This is a genomic window from Pseudomonas sp. B33.4, assembly GCF_034555375.1.
In the GTDB taxonomy this organism is placed as follows: Bacteria; Pseudomonadota; Gammaproteobacteria; order Pseudomonadales; family Pseudomonadaceae; genus Aquipseudomonas.
This window is the reverse complement of record NZ_CP140706.1, coordinates 1,200,200-1,220,205: the sequence shown is the minus strand read 5'-3', so window position 1 is coordinate 1,220,205 and position 20,006 is coordinate 1,200,200. Positions and strand designations below refer to the sequence as shown.

Annotated in this window: 18 protein-coding genes; 11 read left to right on the top strand and 7 right to left on the bottom strand. The window is 58.9% G+C overall.

The window, feature by feature from the left end; all coding sequences use genetic code 11:
* Positions 1–350 precede the first annotated feature (350 nt).
* Complete coding sequence (locus tag U6037_RS05270) at positions 351–1,073, bottom strand: tellurite resistance TerB family protein (protein ID WP_322846038.1); 723 nt, start codon at positions 1,071–1,073, stop codon at positions 351–353.
* A gap of 178 nt (positions 1,074–1,251) precedes the next feature.
* Here U6037_RS05270 and U6037_RS05265 point away from each other — a divergent pair, with 178 nt between their 5' ends.
* The 8 genes from U6037_RS05265 to U6037_RS05230 all read left to right on the top strand — a co-directional run bounded on the left by U6037_RS05265 (position 1,252) and on the right by U6037_RS05230 (position 11,324).
* Positions 1,252–2,166 (top strand): LysR family transcriptional regulator, encoded by a 915-nt coding sequence (locus U6037_RS05265; RefSeq protein ID WP_007949637.1) that lies wholly within the window; start codon positions 1,252–1,254, stop codon positions 2,164–2,166.
* Positions 2,167–2,297: 131 nt separating this feature from the next.
* Positions 2,298–3,755 carry a gamma-aminobutyraldehyde dehydrogenase gene (locus U6037_RS05260; RefSeq protein ID WP_322847283.1) on the top strand — a complete coding sequence of 486 codons (1,458 nt, stop codon included), beginning with the start codon at positions 2,298–2,300 and terminating at the stop codon, positions 3,753–3,755.
* 83 nt (positions 3,756–3,838) lie between these two features.
* Positions 3,839–4,990 (top strand): putative ABC transporter substrate-binding protein YdcS, encoded by a 1,152-nt coding sequence (gene ydcS, locus U6037_RS05255; protein WP_322846037.1) that lies wholly within the window; start codon positions 3,839–3,841, stop codon positions 4,988–4,990.
* Between the two features lie 266 nt (positions 4,991–5,256).
* Positions 5,257–6,294: an ABC transporter ATP-binding protein gene (locus U6037_RS05250; protein WP_322846036.1), complete on the top strand. Its 1,038-nt coding sequence runs from the start codon at positions 5,257–5,259 to the stop codon at positions 6,292–6,294.
* 1 nt (position 6,295) lies between these two features.
* Positions 6,296–7,231, top strand: a complete 936-nt coding sequence (locus U6037_RS05245; protein ID WP_322846035.1) for an ABC transporter permease — start codon at positions 6,296–6,298, stop codon at positions 7,229–7,231.
* Positions 7,221–8,030 carry an ABC transporter permease gene (locus tag U6037_RS05240; protein WP_322846034.1) on the top strand — a complete coding sequence of 270 codons (810 nt, stop codon included), beginning with the start codon at positions 7,221–7,223 and terminating at the stop codon, positions 8,028–8,030. Before U6037_RS05245 ends, U6037_RS05240 begins: the two co-directional genes overlap by 11 nt.
* A gap of 158 nt (positions 8,031–8,188) precedes the next feature.
* Complete coding sequence (locus U6037_RS05235) at positions 8,189–9,613, top strand: gamma-aminobutyraldehyde dehydrogenase (protein WP_322846033.1); 1,425 nt, start codon at positions 8,189–8,191, stop codon at positions 9,611–9,613.
* Positions 9,614–9,839: 226 nt separating this feature from the next.
* The gene (locus U6037_RS05230) at positions 9,840–11,324 is read left to right on the top strand and encodes an APC family permease (protein WP_322846032.1); all 1,485 of its coding nucleotides are present in this window, start codon (positions 9,840–9,842) and stop codon (positions 11,322–11,324) included.
* A gap of 94 nt (positions 11,325–11,418) precedes the next feature.
* Here the strand turns inward: U6037_RS05230 and U6037_RS05225 are convergent, their stop codons facing one another.
* Both U6037_RS05225 and U6037_RS05220 read right to left on the bottom strand, forming a co-directional pair.
* A complete protein-coding gene (locus U6037_RS05225) occupies positions 11,419–12,015 on the bottom strand; it encodes a hypothetical protein (protein ID WP_322846031.1) in 597 nt (198 codons plus the stop codon).
* The gene (locus U6037_RS05220; protein WP_322846030.1) at positions 12,015–12,449 is read right to left on the bottom strand and encodes a hypothetical protein; all 435 of its coding nucleotides are present in this window, start codon (positions 12,447–12,449) and stop codon (positions 12,015–12,017) included. The genes U6037_RS05225 and U6037_RS05220 overlap by 1 nt, the downstream gene beginning before the upstream one ends.
* 600 nt (positions 12,450–13,049) lie before the next feature.
* Here U6037_RS05220 and U6037_RS05215 point away from each other — a divergent pair.
* A complete protein-coding gene (locus U6037_RS05215; protein ID WP_322846029.1) occupies positions 13,050–13,562 on the top strand; it encodes a Bro-N domain-containing protein in 513 nt (170 codons plus the stop codon).
* 85 nt (positions 13,563–13,647) lie between these two features.
* A complete protein-coding gene (locus U6037_RS05210; protein WP_322846028.1) occupies positions 13,648–13,854 on the top strand; it encodes a hypothetical protein in 207 nt (68 codons plus the stop codon).
* Here U6037_RS05210 and U6037_RS05205 read toward each other — a convergent pair.
* Positions 13,851–14,036, bottom strand: coding sequence for a hypothetical protein (locus tag U6037_RS05205; RefSeq protein WP_103306409.1), 186 nt, complete (start codon positions 14,034–14,036; stop codon positions 13,851–13,853). The genes U6037_RS05210 and U6037_RS05205 overlap by 4 nt on opposite strands.
* 403 nt (positions 14,037–14,439) lie before the next feature.
* Here U6037_RS05205 and U6037_RS05200 point away from each other — a divergent pair, with 403 nt between their 5' ends.
* Positions 14,440–16,068 carry a glucan biosynthesis protein D gene (locus U6037_RS05200; protein ID WP_008081609.1) on the top strand — a complete coding sequence of 543 codons (1,629 nt, stop codon included), beginning with the start codon at positions 14,440–14,442 and terminating at the stop codon, positions 16,066–16,068.
* 207 nt (positions 16,069–16,275) lie between these two features.
* On the opposite strand, the gene U6037_RS05195 is transcribed toward U6037_RS05200, so the two are convergent.
* The 3 genes from U6037_RS05195 to U6037_RS05185 form a co-directional block, all read right to left on the bottom strand.
* Positions 16,276–17,382 (bottom strand): NADH:flavin oxidoreductase/NADH oxidase, encoded by a 1,107-nt coding sequence (locus U6037_RS05195; protein WP_322846027.1) that lies wholly within the window; start codon positions 17,380–17,382, stop codon positions 16,276–16,278.
* Between the two features lie 267 nt (positions 17,383–17,649).
* Positions 17,650–19,359, bottom strand: a complete 1,710-nt coding sequence (recJ, locus tag U6037_RS05190) for a single-stranded-DNA-specific exonuclease RecJ (RefSeq protein ID WP_322846026.1) — start codon at positions 19,357–19,359, stop codon at positions 17,650–17,652.
* A 55-nt stretch (positions 19,360–19,414) separates the two neighbouring features.
* On the bottom strand, positions 19,415–19,957 hold the full coding sequence (locus U6037_RS05185) for a YaeQ family protein (RefSeq protein ID WP_007908961.1): 543 nt from the start codon (positions 19,955–19,957) through the stop codon (positions 19,415–19,417).
* Between the last annotated feature and the right edge of the window lie 49 nt (positions 19,958–20,006).

Here is a 20,006-nt window from a genome sequence, read left to right as displayed (position 1 = left end):
TCGAAATGTGGGGAGTATAGCCGAGGGCGCTGTTTCATTTATAAGACGCTTTTTAACCCTCGGGCCTGTCCGACGTGGTTGGCGGCAAGGCTCTGGGGTGGGACTGTCCGATAATTTGGGGTGGGCGTACCAGTGGAATAATGGCAAAAAGGGGCGATAGATCGGCCATGAATTGTGCAGTAGGGCTGAAACATCATCGCGAGCAGGCTCCCTGCACGCCGGAATAACCTGTGGGAGCGAGCCTGCTCGCGAAGAGGCCGGAACAGTCAACATCGATGTCGTCTGACCCGGCGCTTTCGCGAGCAGCCTCGCTCCCACAGAGGATTTGCGATTGTTGAAGCACGCCGTCTCTACACAGAGGCCAGCCGCACCTGCTTCTCCAACTCCACCTTCAACCCCGGCTCCAGCTTCAACTGCCGCGCCAGTTCATCCAGATAGCTCTTCTCCATGAAGTTCTCCTCATCCACCAGCATCACGCTGGCGATGTACATCTCTGCCGCCATCTCCGGTGTGCTCGCGGCGCGGGCGACGTCGGTGGGGTCGAGGGGTTTGTTGAGTTCGGCGTGCAGCCAGTGCTGTAGCTCCTGATCGTTGTCGAGCTTGGTGAATTCGCCTTCGATCAGTTCGCGTTCGCGGTCATCGATGTGGCCGTCGGCTTTGGCAGCAGCGACCAGCGCTTTGAGAATGGCCTGGCTGTGTTGCTCGGCTTGTGCCGGTGGCAAGCGGTCGAGGGTTTGCGGTTCGGTTTGCGGTGCGGTGCCTTTCTGGGCGTTGTAGTTGCCGTAGGCTTTGTAGGCGAGTACGCCAAGCGCTGCGAGCCCGCCGTAGATCGCAACTTTACCGCCGACCTTGCGCACCTTCTTGTTACCGAGCAGCAGGCCCATCGCGCCAGCCGCCAATGCACCGCCACCTGCACCTGACAGCAAACTGCCGAGGCCACCGGAGCCAGCAGCGCCGCCAAGCAAACCGCCCAAGCCACCGCCAGCCGATTTGTTCTGCGTTCCGCCAGTCTTGTTCTGCAACAGATCCTGGCCGGATTTGAGTAGTTGATCGAGCAATCCACGGGTGTTCATGTTCCGCCTCCAAAACAGGGGTTATCCGGATCTATAAGGCCTCCAGCCTAGTTCGAAAGTGCCCCAGCCCGACCTGCGAGTGTGCTTCCAGATGTTGCTTGCCCTGCCGCAGCCCTTCGTGAAAATAGATATACACTCAGGCCAATCTATAAAAACCGCCCACTGGGTAGCTCTTCTCATGATGACCCTGCGTCAGATCCGTCACTTCATCGCCGTGGCCGAGACCGGCTCGATCTCCGCCGCCGCGCAAACTGCATTCATTTCCCAATCGACTCTGACCCTGGCGATCCAGCAACTGGAAGAGGAAATCGGCGTCAGCCTGTTCAGCCGCCATGCCAAGGGCATGACCCTTACGCATCAGGGCCATCAATTCCTACGCCAAGCGCACCTGATTCTGGCGACCGTGGATAACGCCAAGCGCAGCCTGCAACAGAGCACCGATCAGGTTGCCGGGCAGTTGATCGTCGGCGTGACCAGTCTGGTCGCCGGTTATTACCTGGCAGATTTGCTTACCCGGTTTCAACGTGCCTACCCCAACGTCGAAATCCGCGTGATGGAAGACGAGCGCCCTTACATCGAACATTTGCTGGTCAGCGGCGAGATCGATGTCGGCGTGTTGATCCTCTCCAACCTCGAAGATCGCCACGCTTTGCAGACTGAAGTACTGACCCACTCACCGCACCGTTTGTGGCTCCCGGCCCAGCATCCACTGCTGGAACACGACAGCATCAACCTCGCCGATGTCGCCCGCGAGCCGTTGATTCAACTCAACGTCGATGAAATGGATCGCAACGCCCAGCGTTTCTGGCGCGGTTCCGGGCTGCAACCGAAAATCACTCTGAGAACCGCGTCCACCGAGGCCGTGCGAAGCCTTGTCGCCGCCGGATTGGGCGTGTCGATTCAGCCGGACATGACTTATCGCCCGTGGTCACTGGAGGGCGACATCATCGAAGCGCGGCCGATCGCCGACCTCAACCAGACCCTCGACGTCGGTCTGGCCTGGCGCCGTGGCACCGCGCGTCCGGCGCTGGTCGATCCATTTCTCACCGTCGCCCGCGAGCAACCCCACGGCGGACGCAAGCCATCTATTTAATCGAACGCTGCCTTCAGTATTTAGAATTTGTCGACCTCGGAGCCGCGCACTAGTCTTGCTGCATCTATAAGACGGTCGGCTCCCGATATCAGGGAGCAACAATGGCCACACAAGAAAAGAGATCGCGGAAAATGGCTGGCGCGCAAACCCCGATGTGTACCGCGTTGTTGATCGATGGCGAATTGGTCGCCGGGGAAGGTTTTGTCGAGCCGATTCTCAACCCGGCCACCGGCGAAATCCTCACGCACATCGCCGAGGCCAGCACCGAGCAAGTCGAAGCCGCAATCCTCGCCGCCCACCGCGCCTTCGCCGAGTGGTCACGGACCACGCCGCAACAACGTTCCAGCCTGCTGCTGGACATCGCCAACGCCATCGAAAAACAAGCTGATCACCTCGCCCGCCTCGAATCGCTGAACTGCGGCAAGCCTTTGCACCTGGCACGTCAGGACGATCTGACGGCGACCGTCGACGTATTCCGCTTCTTCGCCGGCGCCGTACGCTGCCAGACCGGTCAGCTCAGCGGTGAATACCTGCCGGGCTACACCAGCATGGTCCGGCGCGATCCGATTGGCGTGGTCGCTTCGATTGCGCCGTGGAACTACCCGATCATGATGGCCGCATGGAAAATCGCCCCGGCCCTCGCCGCCGGCAACACGCTGGTGTTCAAACCGTCCGAACACACACCACTGTCGATCCTCGCACTGGCGCCAGCGCTGGCCGAAATCCTTCCGCGCGGGGTGATCAACATCATCTGCGGTGGTGGCGAAGGTGTCGGAAGCCATTTGGTCGGCCACGCGAAGGTGCGCATGGTCTCGCTGACCGGCGATATCGTCACCGGCCAGAAGATTCTTCAAGCCGCCGCGAAAACCCTGAAACGCACGCACCTCGAACTCGGCGGCAAAGCCCCGGTGATCGTCTGCAACGACGCCGACATTCAAGCCGTCGTCGAAGGCGTGCGCACCTACGGCTATTACAACGCCGGCCAGGATTGCACCGCCGCGTGCCGGATCTACGCGCAGGCCGGGATCCACGACAAATTGGTCGCAGAGCTTGGCGCCGCCGTCAGCAGCCTGCGCTTCGCCGGCAAACGCGACGCCGACAACGAGATCGGCCCGCTGATCAGCACCCGTCAACGTGACCGCGTCGCCAGTTTCGTCGAACGCGCACTCGGTCAGCCGCACATTGAGCGGGTGACCGGTGCGGCGGTGCATTCCGGCGCCGGTTTCTACTATCAACCGACCTTGCTCGCCGGTTGCAAACAAAGCGACGAAATCGTCCAGCGCGAAGTGTTCGGCCCGGTGGTCACCGTGACCCGTTTCGACGAACTCGCGCAGGCCGTCGACTGGGCCAACGACTCCGAATACGGCCTCGCCTCGTCGGTGTGGACACAGAATCTGGACAAGGCCATGCAGGTCGCCGCGCGCCTGCAGTACGGCTGCACCTGGATCAACAGCCATTTCATGCTGGTCAGCGAAATGCTCCACGGCGGGCTGAAGCGCTCCGGTTACGGCAAAGACTTATCCAGTGATTCGCTGCAGGACTACAGCGTGGTGCGGCACATCATGGCCCGCCACGGCCAGCATCTCTGACTACGCTAATAACAAGCCGTTAACGGCATGCTTCACCGCGTTCACAACTGCCCCGACCATAATTTAAAGAAGAGGGTTCAACCATGTTCGTGCACAAGACCGCACTGCTCAGTGCAATCACCACGGCCCTGCTGGCCAGCGCCAGCCTGCAAGCCGCAGAGCCACTGAAGGCTGTCGGTGCTGGCGAAGGTCAGCTGGATATCGTTGCGTGGCCGGGTTACATCGAACGTGGCGAGAGCGACAAGGCTTACGACTGGGTCACCGGTTTCGAAAAAGAAACCGGCTGCAAGGTCAATGTGAAGACCGCTGCAACCTCGGATGAAATGGTCAGCCTGATGGCCAAGGGCGGTTACGACCTGGTCACCGCGTCGGGCGATGCCTCGCTGCGGTTGATCGTCGGCAAGCGTGTGCAACCGATCAACACCGCGTTGATTCCGAACTGGAACACCCTCGACCCGCGCCTGAAAGATGCGCCGTGGTACGTGGTCAACCAGCAGACTTACGGCACCCCGTACCAGTGGGGCCCGAATGTGTTGATGTACAACACCAACGTGTTCAAGACCGCACCGACCAGCTGGAACGTGGTGTTCACCGCTCAGGATCTGCCCGACGGCAAGCCGAACAAGGGCCGCGTGCAGGCCTATGACGGGCCGATCTACATCGCCGATGCGGCGCTGTATCTGAAGTCGACCAAGCCTGAATTGGGCATCAAAGACCCGTACCAACTCACCGAAGATCAGTACAAAGCCGTGCTCGATCTGTTGCGCGCGCAGCAGCCGCTGATCCACCGCTACTGGCATGACACCACGGTGCAGATGAGCGACTTCAAAAACGAAGGCGTGGTGGCGTCGAGCGCCTGGCCGTATCAGGTCAACGGTTTGATGAACGAGAAGCAGCCGATTGCTTCGACCATCCCGAAAGAAGGCGCTACGGGCTGGGCCGACACCACCATGTTGCACGCCGAGGCCAAGCACCCGAACTGCGCGTACAAGTGGATGGACTGGTCGCTGAAACCGAAAGTCCAGGGTGATGTGGCGGCGTGGTTTGGTTCGTTGCCGGCGGTGCCAGCGGCGTGCAAGGGGAGCGAATTGCTCGGCGCTGAAGGCTGCAAGACCAACGGTTTCGACCAGTTCGACAAGATCGCCTTCTGGAAAACCCCGCAGGCTGAGGGTGGCAAGTTTGTGCCGTATAGCCGCTGGACCCAGGACTACATCGCGATCATGGGCGGCCGTTAAGCCCGGGAGCAACTCGGTCGAGCTCCCTTTCCCCCTCGCCCCCCTGGGGGAGAGGGCTGGGGTGAGGGGGTAGCTTTTGACTTTGCTCTTGATCTCAGAGTAACGGCCAATAAAGCCACCCTCACCCCCCGCCCTCTCCCGGAGGGAGAGGGAGCTAAAAGCAATTTCAGCGCCCTGCACACCTACTGTAGGAGCTGCCGCAGGCTGCGATCTTTTCGACGCACACACGACTTTTTTGAAAGCCCGTTTTACCGGAGCACCGCACCATGACGCTTGCAGTCCAGTTCACCAACGTTTCCCGGCAGTTCGGCGACGTGAAGGCCGTTGACCGGGTTTCCATCGATATCGAGGACGGCGAGTTCTTTTCCATGCTCGGCCCTTCCGGCTCGGGCAAAACCACCTGCCTGCGCCTGATCGCCGGGTTCGAACAACCGAGCACCGGCTCGATCCGCATCCACGGCGCCGAAGCGGCCGGTTTGCCGCCGTACCAGCGAGACGTCAACACAGTGTTTCAGGATTACGCACTGTTCCCGCACATGAACGTCCTCGACAACGTCGCCTATGGTTTAAAGGTCAAAGGGGTCGGCAAAACCGAGCGCCATAAACGCGCCGAAGAAGCCTTGGACATGGTCGCCCTCGGCGGTTACGGCGCCCGTAAACCGGTGCAATTATCCGGTGGTCAGCGCCAGCGTGTCGCCCTCGCCCGCGCCTTGGTCAATCGCCCGCGCGTGCTGTTGCTGGATGAACCTCTGGGCGCGCTCGATTTGAAATTGCGCGAACAAATGCAAAGCGAATTGAAGAAACTGCAACGCCAGCTCGGCATCACCTTCATCTTCGTCACTCACGATCAAACCGAAGCGCTGTCGATGTCTGATCGCGTCGCCGTGTTCAACAAGGGCCGCATCGAACAGGTCGACACGCCGCGCAATCTATACATGAAACCGACCACCACATTTGTCGCTGAATTCGTCGGCACTTCGAACGTGATTCGCGGCGATCTGGCCCGTGAAATCAGCGGTCATCCGCAGCCGTTTTCGATTCGTCCGGAACACGTGCGTTTCGCCGAAGGCCCGCTCGCCAGTCACGAAATCGAAGTCAGCGGTCTGCTCCACGACATCCAGTATCAGGGCAGCGCCACCCGTTATGAACTGAAGCTGGAAAACGGCCAGACCCTGAGCATCAGCCACGCCAACAATCAGTGGATCGACAGCAGCGCACAACACCAGACCGGCCAGCGCCTGAGCGCGCGTTGGGCGCGGGAAGCGATGATTGTGCTGCACGACACCGTGGCGAGCGGGGTGTGACATGAGCACGCTCGCGATGACGCCATCGCCGCCGTTGCGCAGGTTTTCCAACCTGCTCTACCGCAAGCCGAACCTGTGCTTATCGATGCTGCTGGTGCCGCCATTGCTGTGGTTCGGCGCGATCTATCTCGGCTCGTTGCTGGTGCTGTTGTGGCAGGGTTTCTACACCTTCGACGACTTCACCATGGCGGTCACGCCGGACCTTACTCTGGCTAATTTTGCTGCGCTGTTTCAGCCGTCGAACTTCGACATCATCCTGCGCACGTTGAGCATGGCCATCGTCGTGTCGATCGCCAGCGCCATCGTCGCGTTCCCGATTGCCTACTACATGGCGCGCTACACCACGGGCAAGACCAAGGCGTTTTTCTACATCGCGGTGATGATGCCGATGTGGGCGAGTTACATCGTCAAGGCGTATGCGTGGACGTTGCTGTTGGCCAAGGGCGGCGTGGCGCAGTGGTTCGTGCAGCACTTGGGATTGGAGCCGGTGTTGCAGTTTATCTTGGGGATTCCCGGTGTCGGTGGCAGCACCTTGTCGACCTCGCATCTGGGGCGGTTCATGGTGTTTGTCTACATCTGGCTGCCGTTCATGATTTTGCCGATTCAAGCGTCGCTGGAACGTTTGCCGCCGTCGCTGTTGCAGGCCTCCGCTGACCTCGGGGCCAAGCCGCGTCAGACCTTTATGCAGGTGATTTTGCCGCTGTCGATTCCGGGGATTGCCGCCGGTTCGATCTTCACGTTTTCGCTGACGTTGGGCGACTTTATCGTGCCGCAACTGGTCGGCCCGCCGGGCTACTTTGTCGGCAGCATGGTGTATGCGCAACAAGGTGCAATCGGCAACATGCCGATGGCGGCGGCGTTCACGCTGGTGCCGATTGTGTTGATCGCGGTTTACCTGTCCATTGTCAAACGACTGGGGGCCTTCGATGCGCTCTGAAAGGGCTTCAATCGGGCTACGAATCGCAGCCTGGGGCGGGTTGGTATTTCTGCATTTCCCGATCCTGATCATCTTTCTTTACGCCTTCAACACCGAAGAGGCCGCGTTCAGCTTTCCGCCGAAGGGCTTCACGTTGCACTGGTTCAGCGTGGCGTTTTCGCGGCCGGATGTACTGGAGTCGATCAAGCTTTCATTGCAGATCGCAGCCATCGCCACGTTGATTGCGATGGTGCTTGGCACGCTCGCATCGGCAGCGTTGTACCGCCGGGAGTTCTTCGGCAAGCAGGGTATTTCGCTGATGCTGATCCTGCCGATTGCGCTGCCGGGGATCATCACCGGGATCGCGCTGCTGGCGACCTTCAAGACGCTGGGCATCGAGCCGGGGATGTTCACCATCATCGTCGGCCACGCTACCTTCTGTGTGGTGATCGTCTACAACAATGTTATCGCCCGCCTGCGCCGTACTTCGCACAGTTTGATCGAGGCCTCGATGGATCTCGGCGCCGATGGCTGGCAGACCTTTCGCTACATCATCCTGCCGAACCTTGGCTCGGCGTTGCTGGCCGGCGGCATGTTGGCGTTTGCGCTGTCGTTCGACGAAATCATCGTCACCACGTTCACCGCCGGGCATGAACGCACGTTGCCATTGTGGTTGCTCAACCAACTGAGCCGACCACGGGATGTGCCGGTGACCAACGTCGTCGCGATGCTGGTGATGATGGTGACGATGCTGCCGATCCTTGGCGCGTATTACCTGACGCGTGGTGGCGAGAGCGTCGCCGGTAGCGGCGGTAAATAACCGAATAACTGAAGAAACCGAATTTCGTGTAGGAGCTGCCGAAGGCTGCGATCTTTTGATCTTGATCTTGATCTTCAACAGCAACATCAAAAGATCGCAGCCTTCGGCAGCTCCTACAGGGGTTCGGTTTCGACAGAACAATAAAGAGGACAACAGACATGCAAACCAAACTCTTGATCAACGGCCAACTGGTCAACGGCGAAGGCCCGGCGCAACCAGTGCTCAACCCTTCGCGTGGCGAAGTGCTTGTAGAGATCAACGAAGCCAGCGAAGCCCAGGTCGATGCCGCCGTGCGCGCCGCCGATAACGCCTTCGCCGACTGGTCGCAAACCGCGCCGAAAGACCGTTCGCTGCTGCTGCTCAAACTCGCCGACGCCATCGAAGCCCACGGTGAAGAACTGGCCAAACTCGAATCCGACAACTGCGGCAAACCCTACAGCGCCGCGCTCAACGACGAGATTCCGGCGATTGCCGACGTGTTCCGCTTTTTCGCCGGCGCCAGCCGTTGCATGAGCGGTTCGGCCGGCGGCGAATACCTGCCCGGCCACACCTCGATGATCCGCCGTGATCCGGTTGGCGTCATCGCCTCCATCGCGCCGTGGAACTACCCGCTGATGATGGTCGCCTGGAAAATCGCTCCAGCATTGGCCGCCGGTAATACCGTGGTGCTCAAGCCGTCGGAACAAACCCCGCTGACCGCGTTGCGTCTGGCCGAACTGGCGTCGGAAATCTTCCCGGCCGGCGTACTCAATCTGGTATTTGGTCGCGGTCCTACCGTCGGCAGTCCGTTGGTCACGCACCCGAAAGTGCGCATGGTTTCGCTGACCGGTTCCATCGCCACGGGCGCCAACATCATTTCCAACACTGCCGACAGCGTCAAACGCATGCACATGGAACTGGGCGGTAAGGCGCCGGTGATCATCTTCGATGACGCCGATATCGATGCGGCGGTGGAAGGTATTCGTACCTTCGGTTTCTACAACGCCGGGCAGGACTGCACCGCCGCGTGCCGGATCTATGCGCAGCAAGGTATCTACGACAAGTTCGTCGAGAAACTCGGCGCGGCAGTCAGCAGCATCAAATACGGTTTGCAGGATGATCCGTCGACTGAACTGGGGCCGCTGATCACCGCGCAACATCGCGACCGTGTGGCCGGGTTTGTCGAGCGTGCCGTGGCGCAATCGCACATTCGTTTGATCACTGGTGGCAAGGCTGTCGAGGGCAATGGTTTCTTCTTCGAGCCGACGGTGTTGGCCGATGCGCAGCAGGACGACGAAATCGTTCGTCGTGAGGTGTTTGGTCCGGTGGTTTCGGTGACCAAGTTCACTGATGAAGCGCAGGCGCTGGAGTGGGCCAACGATTCGGACTACGGCCTCGCCTCCTCCGTGTGGACGGCAGATGTAGGACGCGCGCATCGCATGTCGGCGCGTTTGCAGTACGGCTGCACGTGGGTGAATACGCACTTCATGCTCGTCAGCGAAATGCCCCATGGCGGTCAGAAATTGTCCGGTTACGGGAAAGACATGTCCATGTACGGGCTGGAGGACTACACCACGGTTCGGCATGTGATGTTCAAGCATTAACAGCGAAAAGATCGCAGCCTGCGGCAGCTCCTACATGATTGACGCCGCTCTTCTGTAGGAACTGCCACAGGCTGCGATCTTTTCCGCGACACACGGACGATGTCGGCGATTCACCACCAGGCTTCACCGAAAACAAAACAATAACTACCGACCCGGGCGGCGCCTGCATGGCCCCGCCACGGCCTCGGCCATCCGAAATCTGCCGATTTCACGGAGCAAAACACACATGAGTTCCTCACCCGATCTCGCCACAGCCGTTGCCGACAGCGATGCCGAACAACTGCGCAAACTGGGCTACACCTCGAACTTCAACCGCAGCATGAGCCTGTGGGAAAACTTCGCTTTGGGCTTCACTTATCTGTCACCGGTCGTAGGGGTTTATACCCTCTTCGGCCTGTGCCTCGCCGCTGGCGGCCCACCGATGTTCTGGGCCTACTTGCTGGTGGGTTGCGGCCAGTTGCTGGTGTGCCTGATCTTCGGCGAAGTGGTTTCGCAATTCCCGATTTCCGGCGGTGTTTACCCTTGGGCACGTCGCTTGGTCGGTAAGAAATGGGCCTGGATGGTCGGCTGGATCTACTCCATCGCCCTCTGTGTGACCATCGCTGCGGTCGCCGTCGGCGCTGGCCCGTATCTGGCGGCCATGCTCGGTTTCGAGCCGAGCAACAACACCAACATCGTCATCGCCCTGGTGCTGACCCTGTTCGCCACACTGGTCAACCTCAGCGGCACCAAAGTGCTGGCGCGCATCGCCATGTTCGGTTTTCTCTGCGAACTGGTTGGCGCGGTGATCGTCGGCGTTTACCTGTTGGTGTTCGAACGTCATCAACCGCTCAGCGTGCTGTTCAACACCTTCGACATCAGCGTCGACGGCTCGTACCTGCCGGCGTTCCTCACCGCATCGTTGGCGGGGATGTTCCTCTACTACGGCTTCGAGGCCTGCGGCGACGTCGCCGAAGAAACCCCGAACCCGAGTGCGAAAATCCCGGTGGCCATGCGCATGACCATCTACATCGGCGGCATCGCGGCGATGTTCGCCTGCCTGGCGCTGATCCTCGCCGTGCCGGACATGCAAGCGGTCATCAACGGCACCGACAAAGACCCGGTCACCACCATCCTCAACAACGCCTTCGGCCCGGTCGGTTCGAAAGTAGTGATGGGCGTGGTGATGATTTCCTTCATCTCCTGCGTCATCAGCCTACAAGCAGCGGCAAGCCGTCTGCTGTACTCCTACGCTCGCGACGAAATGGTCATCGGCAGCCGACTGCTGAAAAAGATTTCTCCTAGCACCCAAGTACCGGTTGCCGCACTGTTCGTCTCCGGCGTCCTGCCGGCGCTGATCATCGCCCTCGGCTTCTTCCTGCAAGACGCCGTGGCAACCATCGTCAGCTTCGCCGCGATCGGCATCTACCTCGCGTTCCAGATGATCGTCTTGGCCGCGCTGTACGCCCGCAGCAAAGGCTGGAAACCGAGCGGCAAATTCACCCTCGGCGCGTGGGGCTGGCCGGTGAACATCGGCGCGCTGGTGTATGGCGTTGGCGCAATCATCAACATGGCCTGGCCACGCACGCCGGATGCGGCGTGGTACGTGAACTATGCGATGGTGTTGAGCACGGCCATCGTGATTGGCTTGGGGTTGGTTTATATGTGGATTGGCAAGCCGTATGACCATGGCAAGGCGCCGGCTGGGGATGCTTGGAAGGTGAGTCGCTAACGCTCGTATAACGCGATGAGTAGCCCTGCTCGCATTAATGTGTGCAGGGCTACTCAATTAGAACTCAGCGGTCCGGAAAAGCTTAACTCAATACCTACACTGCTTGCACAAAATCTACAGGTTTGCCCTTTACATCCAGTACTCGAAACCATCCCTTCACACTCTGGATTGACCTGATAGCGAGCTGAATATGAGTTTCGTGCATGAAATCCGTCCCAGCATATAACGGCTGCCCTTCCCAAAACGGAGAGCGTACGGAGTCATAAGGCTCCATCCCCGCCATCTCACGAAACACATGCAGTGCTTTGATGACTTGGCAGTCAAGACGTCGTAAATAAGGGGTATTTACCTTGAGAGGTTGTCCGCCTTCTTGCTTGGAGGCATTTTCAAGGCCTACGTAACTCTCCCGAATTTCGAGTAACGCACTCTGCGTTGTGAAATCCAAACATCGGCCCAAATCAATAACAGCTCCCAACACAAAAGGCTGTTTGATCTTTTCCCTTTTCTGAGCGTTAGTCGCGAAGCTAAGCGCCCTTTGAGGATTATTTTCCCAAAAGTAGACGCCTCCACCGAGCCAGTCATAGTCGTTGGTGCTGTCATAGAGAGATTGTTCACCAGCCAGCACGCGCTCGCCAACTTCTCGCTCGCATCCATGGAAACCAAGTACAAAGGACGGGGAAATGCTATACATCAGTTCGCCGTAGCTTCTCCATTTACACGAGCAAAGAATGCACGGACTTTTTTAGGGTCTTTCAGCATCTCACTAGCAGATCGCCTAATACGCTGCGAGCCTTCAGAAGCAATTGGAAGCGGGCCACTATGCGAAGAAGCGATCACCCAAGCGGTTGCGCTCTGCTTGGCATCAGAATTTATCTGACAAAAAATCGCCTCCGCAGCAGCAGTGAGGGTACCCGTTGCTGAAATTTGGGCGATCGCATGATCTAAAGATGGACCAAGCTGCGAATGGAGAATCGCACCTGATGAAATCCCTGCCACCGAGACTGGCCCAATCATCCTGTGAACATATTCGACATGAGGACGGCCCTCTGAACCGGTCACAACAACCAGCCCACGGCCTTCATCTTCAGACCCTTCAGGAGTCTCTTTGTCGAGATCTTTGAGCATTACTTCCTCGATTCGAGCTACGGTTCGGCGCTCAAATGTTGATTAATTAATCGACAATATAGTCTCTGAAATTCACTACGTCACCCACATCAACGAGTTGTCAGATGATCTGCAGCCTTGGAAGCACCTATTTTTTTCGAATGCGCTTTCTGACGCTGTTTTTGAACGGAATTTCGCTGAGCTTTTGTTTGATGCAATTGATTACATAACTCATCGGTCACTTTTCGGGTGTGCTTCCTTGAAAACATTTTGCCAGCCGCTGAACGAGCGGAAATTGGAAACCGAAAACTCGATCAACACGAAGAAACCTGCAGTTCATTCCGTGGACCCAAATAGATAAAGGAAAAACTACGGCTTGGGCGGTCGGTTGCTGCCGACACTACAAAATCAGGCATTTCCTACAGATGCCGCCTTCAGAGATAAGCCCGTTTTCCTACAGAAGGTATCGATAGAGCCGACTTGGCGTCGTAGGTTGCTAGCCGATAGGCTTTCTCTCGGCGGCGAAGTCAGCGGCCCGGTGTCGGAGCCGGAGTAAATATCAAAACGGCGTGACCGCACTCATTTGAGTGGCGGCTCTATTCTCAATATTGGAGTCGAAAAATGCCTAACCACGTACAAATTCCTTCTGAAAGCTCCCCTTTCTTCACCCCCACCGTCTTCACCCGCCACAACCGCTTCCTCCACGCCTTCATGCAAGACCACGAAGCCTGGTTCTGCGTGCAAGATCTCGGTCGCTTGATGGGCTATCCCCTGAACGAACGCCTCACCCTGAAACTCGATCCCGACCAGCGTCGCCATGTCCTCCTGCGTCGGGACGGCGAAATCATCGATTGCGCGATGGTCAGCGAGTCCGGCCTGTTCGCCCTGCTCGTCCATCACTTCGTCCCGGAAAACCGACACCTGCGCCAATGGCTGAGCCATGAAGTCATCCCGATGCTGCGCGAAACCCAATCAAGCCCTGTGGAAAACCACCCGAGCTTGAGCTCAATGCATTGGGCAGGCGTTACCGTGCCGCTGCTGCACTGGCAACAGCAGGCGTGGGTCAAATGGCGGGATGTTCCGGAACTGATGCACGGCCAGCGGCCGTATCCGGTTCTGAGCACTTGCAGCTAAGGCTCATAAACAAAAAACCTGTGGCGAGGAAGCTAGCTCCCTCGCCACAGGTTTAGCATATCCACCTCTAGCGAATTGAATTCAGATGAGTAGAACTGTTCTCAAATCTCCTCAGATTGAGGAAATCATTCCCTCCGATGAAAGCTTTGCGATCTCTTACCTGAAACTAAACGACTGTGCCGATCTTCAGAAAGCCATTGCCGTCGGCATCGACGATGCCGACGCAGGCCATTTGATTGATCTGGCCACCGTAAAAGCCAAATGGCTTTCACGGTGCCTACCCCAGCGTTAAAACCGCGAAACACTCCGCATCGCGTCCACCAGATACCTCATCGCGATCCGGTCACTTTCCGAAAGCTCTCGATAACGCTCCACCAGTTTCAGTTCGTCAGAGCTGAGTCGACGTCTTTTGCGGCCGCTGCCCAGGCAGGGAAAGATGCCCAGCATGTCGGTGATGCCTTGTATTTTTGCCATGGACGATGTCCTTCTCGAATACGTCAAAGAACTGCTTAACCATCACATCGCCCTGCCCCTTACAGCAGCGCCGTGTGCCCTGCCGGCCAAATGGATCGCGCCGGTCATGCCCATAGAATAGAAATTAATTCGGCGCTGAAAAGCGGTTTTTAGAGTAATTAGTCGAGAAAAGCAGATATGCCGTGTAAATCAGAAAGTCCCGTAAGACTTTTAACCGACATGTCTTGTTTCATTGACACACTGGCGCAGTGAATCAACGAATTTTGCATTGCGAGCGAACCGTTTAAGCTAGCGGGCATCTGTTAATAGTCCGTTGCGTTTGGCCGAAGGCTTGTCCGAACCGTTATTTCTGATCCAGCACGTGCCAGGAACGGCACGGGATTGCACACGACAGGTTGTATTTATGCACCGCAGGAATTTGCTCAAAGCGTCCATGGCCATTGCGGCTTACACCGGTCTTTCGGCCACTGGCCTGCTGGCCACCCGTGCATGGGCGGCCAGTGGCGGCGCCGCTGATGGCGAGGCGCAGGCGTTTGATTTCGAGGCGCTCAAGCGCCAGGCCAAGCAACTGGCTGGCAGCGCCTACCAGGACACCAAACAGGTGCTGCCGCCGACGCTGGCGACGATGACGCCGCAGAATTTCAACGCGATCCGCTACGACGGCAATCATTCGTTGTGGAAGGAAAACAAAGGCCAGCTCGACGTGCAGTTCTTCCACGTCGGCATGGGTTTCCGCCAGCCGGTGCGCATGTACAGCGTCGATCCGAAGACTCGTACCGCGCGTGAGGTGCATTTCCGCCCGGCGCTGTTCAACTATGAGAACACCTCGGTCGACACTCAACAGTTGAAAGGCGACCTGGGTTTTGCCGGCTTCAAACTGTTCAAGGCGCCGGAACTCGATCGCCACGACGTAGTGTCGTTCCTCGGCGCGAGTTATTTCCGTGCGGTCGATGCGACTGGCCAATATGGCCTCTCCGCGCGCGGTCTGGCGATCGACACTTACGCCAAGAAGCGCGAAGAATTTCCTGATTTCACCAAGTTCTGGTTCGAGACCCCGGATCAGAACGCCACGCGTTTTGTGGTCTACGCCCTGCTCGACTCGCCGAGCGCGACCGGCGCGTACCGCTTCGACATCGATTGCCAGGCCGAGCGCGTGGTGATGGAGATCGACGCGCACATCAATGCACGCACCGCCATCGAGCAACTGGGCATCTCGCCGATGACCAGCATGTTCAGCTGCGGCAACCACGAACGGCGCATGTGCGACACCATTCACCCGCAGATCCACGACTCGGATCGTCTGGCCATGTGGCGCGGCAACGGTGAGTGGATCTGCCGGCCGCTGAACAACCCGGCGACGCTACAGTTCAACGCGTTTGCCGACACCGATCCGAAAGGTTTCGGTCTGGTGCAAACCGATCACGAATTCGCCAACTATCAGGACACCGTGGACTGGTACAGCAAGCGTCCGAGCCTGTGGGTCGAACCGACCACCGCGTGGGGCGAAGGCTCTATCGATCTGCTGGAAATCCCTACGACTGGCGAGACGCTCGATAACATCGTCGCGTTCTGGACCCCGAAAAAACCGGTGGCTGCCGGTGATTCGCTGAACTATGGCTACAAGCTTTACTGGAGCGCTCTGCCGCCGGTGAGCACGCCGTTGGCGCGGGTGCAGGCGACCCGTTCCGGCATGGGCGGTTTTGTTGAGGGTTGGGCACCGGGCGAGCATTACCCGCCGGTGTGGGCGCGTCGTTTTGCCGTGGACTTCACCGGTGGCGGTCTGGATCGACTGCCGCAGGGCACCGGGATTGAGCCTGTGGTGACATGCTCGAACGGCAAGGTGCAGGATTTCAGCGTGCTGGTGCTGGATGACATCAAGGGTTACCGGATCCTGTTTGACTGGTACCCGACCAGTGACAGCGTTGAGCCGGTGGAGCTGCGGTTATTTATCCGCACCAACGATCGCACGTTGAGCGAGACGTGGTTGTACCAGTACTTCCCGCCGGCGCCGGATAAGCGTAAATACCCTTGAGGGTCTGTAGCGCCTGATTGGGCCTCATCGCGAGCAGGCTCACTCCTACAGTTGATCTGTGTCGAACACGTATTTTGTGAACGACACATGCCCCTTGTAGGAGTGAGCCTGCTCGCGATAGCGTCCGACCAGGCAGCGCAACGACAACCAGACGAAAAAAAGCCCCGGCCATCACTGACCGGGGCTTTTTGCTTTATCGCGACGCACTCAATCGCGCAAATCAGACTCATGAATCGGCTGATCCCGATGAGTCGCGCGCTGATACTGCGCCGGCCACACCGCTTTGCGCCCACCCAGATCATCATCGGCATGCAGCGGCCAGTACGGATCACGCAGCAACTCGCGGGCGAGGAAGATGATGTCAGCCTGACAAGTGCGCAAGATGTGCTCGGCCTGCGCCGGCTCGGTAATCATTCCGACAGTGCCGGTGGCGATGCCTGACTCTTTGCGTACGCGTTCAGCAAAACGCGTCTGATAACCCGGCCCGACTGGGATCTCCGCGTTGGCTGCGGTGCCGCCTGACGACACGTCGATCAGATCCGCGCCAAGGGTGTGCAGGCGTCGCGCCAGCTCTACGGTTTCATCCGGGTTCCAACCGTCTTCTACCCAGTCTGTGGCCGATACGCGAACAAACACCGGCAACTCCTCAGGCCAGACCGCCCTCACCGCCTCAGTCACTTGCAGCACCAGACGAATACGATTTTCAAACGAACCACCGTATTGATCGCGGCGCTGATTGCTCAGCGGCGAAAGAAACTGATGCAGCAGATAACCATGCGCCGCGTGCACCTCAACCACACTGAAACCCGCCTTCAACGCGCGTTTGGCGGCACCGACAAAGGCCTGAATGACGTCGGCGATCTGTCCTTCATCCAGCTGTTTCGGTTGCGTGTGTTGTGGGTCGAAGGCAATTGGCGACGGCCCAACCGGGGTCCAGCCGCCATCATCGGGTTTGACGCTGCCATGTTTGCCGAGCCACGGCCGATGGGTGCTGGCCTTGCGCCCGGCATGGGCCAGTTGAATACCGGCAACAGCACCTTGGGACGTAATGAATCGGGTAATGCGTTGCAGCGGTGCGATCTGGTCGTCGTTCCACAAGCCAAGGTCTTCGGCGGTGATCCGCCCGTCGGCCGTGACCGCTGTGGCTTCGGTAAATACCAGTCCGGCGCCGCCCACGGCGCGGCTGCCGAGGTGCACCAGGTGCCAGTCGTTGGCCAGGCCGTCGACGCTGGAGTATTGGCACATCGGTGAGACGGCGATGCGGTTGGGCAGGGTCAGTTGGCGCAGGGTGAAGGGTTCAAGCAGCAGACTCATGGGGCACCTCTCAAATCAGTGGGCAGGCTCCAGGGTTCTGTTTGAATAGTCGACGAGTGACAGGAAAAAGGCGCAGCACCCGCCCCCGCGGGCAAAAAATTCGACAAGACGTCACAAGGCCAATCAAGCAGTGCTTAGAGCCTAGTCGACAACGGGGGATAGGGGGAAATTCAAGAAAAGATCGTCCGATCGCGGCCCGAACCTTCGGCAGCTCCTACAGGGCGCATTCCCATGTAGGAGCTGCCGAAGGCTGCGATCTTTTGATCTTCAGCGCGGTTCGATATGGGCAATCATCAATTGCACGGTCTCATTACCCCGAAACTCGTTAACGTCGAGCTTGTAAGCCAGTTCAACCCACTTGATCGTCGGGTTCGGCCAGACATCCCGGTCAATACCAAAGGCAATACCGTCCAGCTTCACCGCACCGCACTCGCTTTTCAGCACTACTTTCAGGTGCCGTTCACCGACTACGCGCTGCTCAACCAACTGAAACACGCCATGGAACAGCGGCTCCGGGAAGTGCTGCCCCCAAGGCCCGGCATGGCGCAGGGCGCGGGCCAGTTCGAGGTGGAATTCTTCGACCGCCAGCGTGCCGTCAGAGAGCATGCGTCCGGTCAGGTCTTCCTCGCGAAGTTGCCTACGCACCTCAGCGTCAAATGCCTCGGCGAACAGCGGAAAATTCTCCTGCGGCAAGGTCAGGCCGGCGGCCATCGCGTGACCACCGTACTTGGCGATCAGGGTCGGATGCTGCGCCGCGACCACACTCAGGGCATCACGGATATGGAAGCCCTGAACAGAGCGGCCCGAGCCCTTGAGCAAGCCATCACCGGCATCGGCGAAGGCAATGGTCGGACGGAAGTAACGCTCTTTCATCCGCGACGCGAGAATGCCGATCACGCCCTGGTGCCATTCCGGATCGAACAGGCACAGACCAAACGGCATCGACTCCACCGGCAAGTCCTTGAGCTGCGCCAGCGCTTCACGCTGCATGCCCTGCTCGATGGATTTGCGATCCTGGTTCATGCCGTCCAGTTGCGCGGCCATTTCCCGGGCCAGGTTGGCGTCGGCGGTGAGCAGGCATTCGATGCCCAGGCTCATATCATCCAGACGCCCGGCAGCGTTCAGGCGCGGGCCGACGATAAAACCGAGATCCGTGGAGGTGATGCGAGTGGCGTCGCGCTTTGCCACTTCAAGAATCGCTTTGATCCCCGGCCGTGCGCGACCGGCGCGAATACGTTCAAGACCTTGGTGCACCAGAATCCGGTTGTTGGCGTCCAGTGGCACCACGTCGGCGACGCTGCCCAGCGCCACCAGATCGAGCAGTTCACCGATGTTCGGCTGCGGCTTGTTCTCGTACCAGCCGAGACTGCGCAAACGCGCGCGCAACGCCATCAACACATAGAAAATCACCCCGACGCCGGCCAGCGCCTTGCTCGGGAATTCGCAGCCAGGCTGGTTCGGGTTGACCAGCGCATCCGCCTGCGGCAGCTCTTCGCCGGGCAAATGGTGGTCGGTGATCAGCACTTTGAGCCCGGCCTTTTTCGCCGCCGCCACACCTTCGACGCTGGAGATGCCGTTGTCGACGGTCACCAGCAAATGCGGCTCCCGAGTCAAAGCGACTTCGACGATTTCCGGGGTCAGGCCATAGCCATACTCAAAGCGGTTCGGCACCAGATAATCGACATGCGCGGCACCGAGCAAGCGCAAACCAAGCATGCCGACCGTGCTGGCCGTGGCGCCGTCCGCATCGAAGTCGCCAACGATAAGGATGCGCTGGCGTTGCTCCAGCGCCGTCACCAGCAAGTCCACCGCCGCGTCGATGCCCTTGAGCTGCTGAAACGGGATCAACCGCGCCAGACTCTTGTCCAGCTCCGCCTCGGACTGCACGCCCCGCGCCGCATACAAGCGGGTCAGCAGCGGCGGGATATCACCGAGAAAAGGAAGAGTTTCGGGCAGTTGACGAGGTTCGATACGCATGGGGTGACGGAGACTTCTCTTTAATACGTGGGATTAATCAGTTGAAGGCGCGGAGTCAGCCGCGCTCACCTTGCAGCCACTGCAACTGGACTTCGTGCTGACCACGGTCGTCGGTGACGAAGATCGTCCCTTCGCTGATCATCACGTCCCACTTGATGACGCGGGGCATGTCTTTGGCCAAAGTCTCCAGCACTTCCTGCGGGACGGCGGCGATGTTGACGTTTTTCAGATTCTTGATCGCCGGGATCACTTTGGTTTCCCAGACGCGCAGGCTGCCGTAGGCCAGCAGGCTGGTGCGCTCGGTGCGACGCGAGCACCAGGTCAGGCGATCGGCGTCTGGCTGGCCGACTTCGATCCAGTGCAGAACGCGGTCATCCAGGCTCTTTTCCCACAGCGCAGGTTCGTCCACGTCTGACAGACCACGGCCAAACGACAACTGCTCGTTGTACCAGAGCGCGTAGGCCAGCAGGCGCACGGTCATACGCTCTTCGGTTTCCGAAGGGTGACGGGCGATGGTCTGCTTGACGCTCTCGTAGACGCTGCGGTCGAGGTCGGTGAGGTTCAGTTCAAACTTGTAGGTAGTGGACGGCTGGGCCATGAACGGGCTTCTTGATACGAGGAAAGTCGGCAAGTCTAACCGATGCGGT

Bases quoted from the DNA above. Each gene is read 5' to 3' on its own strand.
- U6037_RS05270 (WP_322846038.1), bottom strand. From the start codon at position 1,073: ATGAACACCCGTGGATTGCTCGATCAACTACTCAAATCCGGCCAGGAT.
- U6037_RS05265 (WP_007949637.1), top strand. From the start codon at position 1,252: ATGATGACCCTGCGTCAGATCCGTCACTTCATCGCCGTGGCCGAGACC.
- U6037_RS05260 (WP_322847283.1), top strand. From the start codon at position 2,298: ATGGCTGGCGCGCAAACCCCGATGTGTACCGCGTTGTTGATCGATGGC.
- ydcS (WP_322846037.1), top strand. From the start codon at position 3,839: ATGTTCGTGCACAAGACCGCACTGCTCAGTGCAATCACCACGGCCCTG.
- U6037_RS05250 (WP_322846036.1), top strand. From the start codon at position 5,257: ATGACGCTTGCAGTCCAGTTCACCAACGTTTCCCGGCAGTTCGGCGAC.
- U6037_RS05245 (WP_322846035.1), top strand. From the start codon at position 6,296: ATGAGCACGCTCGCGATGACGCCATCGCCGCCGTTGCGCAGGTTTTCC.
- U6037_RS05240 (WP_322846034.1), top strand. From the start codon at position 7,221: ATGCGCTCTGAAAGGGCTTCAATCGGGCTACGAATCGCAGCCTGGGGC.
- U6037_RS05235 (WP_322846033.1), top strand. From the start codon at position 8,189: ATGCAAACCAAACTCTTGATCAACGGCCAACTGGTCAACGGCGAAGGC.
- U6037_RS05230 (WP_322846032.1), top strand. From the start codon at position 9,840: ATGAGTTCCTCACCCGATCTCGCCACAGCCGTTGCCGACAGCGATGCC.
- U6037_RS05225 (WP_322846031.1), bottom strand. From the start codon at position 12,015: ATGTATAGCATTTCCCCGTCCTTTGTACTTGGTTTCCATGGATGCGAG.
- U6037_RS05220 (WP_322846030.1), bottom strand. From the start codon at position 12,449: ATGCTCAAAGATCTCGACAAAGAGACTCCTGAAGGGTCTGAAGATGAA.
- U6037_RS05215 (WP_322846029.1), top strand. From the start codon at position 13,050: ATGCCTAACCACGTACAAATTCCTTCTGAAAGCTCCCCTTTCTTCACC.
- U6037_RS05210 (WP_322846028.1), top strand. From the start codon at position 13,648: ATGAGTAGAACTGTTCTCAAATCTCCTCAGATTGAGGAAATCATTCCC.
- U6037_RS05205 (WP_103306409.1), bottom strand. From the start codon at position 14,036: ATGGCAAAAATACAAGGCATCACCGACATGCTGGGCATCTTTCCCTGC.
- U6037_RS05200 (WP_008081609.1), top strand. From the start codon at position 14,440: ATGCACCGCAGGAATTTGCTCAAAGCGTCCATGGCCATTGCGGCTTAC.
- U6037_RS05195 (WP_322846027.1), bottom strand. From the start codon at position 17,382: ATGAGTCTGCTGCTTGAACCCTTCACCCTGCGCCAACTGACCCTGCCC.
- recJ (WP_322846026.1), bottom strand. From the start codon at position 19,359: ATGCGTATCGAACCTCGTCAACTGCCCGAAACTCTTCCTTTTCTCGGT.
- U6037_RS05185 (WP_007908961.1), bottom strand. From the start codon at position 19,957: ATGGCCCAGCCGTCCACTACCTACAAGTTTGAACTGAACCTCACCGAC.